At 67.1% G+C, this 401-nt stretch carries 2 protein-coding genes; one reads left to right on the top strand and one right to left on the bottom strand.

The window, feature by feature from the left end:
- The coding region (locus DBV10_RS23205; RefSeq protein ID WP_305010603.1) for a phosphoribosylglycinamide formyltransferase at positions 1 to 254 on the bottom strand (254 nt) is incomplete at its 3' end.
- 21 nt (positions 255 to 275) lie between these two features.
- Between DBV10_RS23205 and DBV10_RS19870 the strand changes: the two genes are divergently transcribed.
- Positions 276 to 401: DUF480 domain-containing protein (locus tag DBV10_RS19870; RefSeq protein ID WP_124515298.1), on the top strand; the 126-nt coding region annotated here is incomplete at its 3' end.

Below are 401 nucleotides of genomic sequence, written 5' to 3'. Positions count from 1 at the left end.
GGCTGGTGGCGGTCGATGGTGGCGGCCAGTTCGACGTCAAACGCCTCGCGGCTGGCAAAGGCCTTGTGGTCCAGCACCTCGGCGGCAATGCCCCGCTCCCGCGCAAACGCCAACCCGGCGGCATCCGGCTTGTTGCTGATCACGGCCGCCACGCGGGCACCGTAGCGCTGGGCCCAGTTCTCCTGCTGCGCGGTGCGGACGATGGTGGCCATGTTCGAGCCGCCGCCAGAGATCAAAATGACGATGTTCTTCATAAATTGCCACGGATTATCCCAGTGCCCTTCGATCCCGCCACCCGCCCCCTCACCCCCCACGAAGCCCGCGTGCTCGCCACCCTGATGGAGAAAGCCCGCACCGTGCCCGACAGCTACCCCATGTCGCTCAACGGCCTGCTCACCGGC

Source organism: Acidovorax sp. FJL06 (assembly GCF_003852545.1).
Taxonomy (GTDB): domain Bacteria; phylum Pseudomonadota; class Gammaproteobacteria; order Burkholderiales; family Burkholderiaceae_C; genus Acidovorax.
The sequence above is the reverse complement of the archived record's forward strand: the minus strand, read 5'-3'. Positions and strand labels throughout refer to the sequence as shown.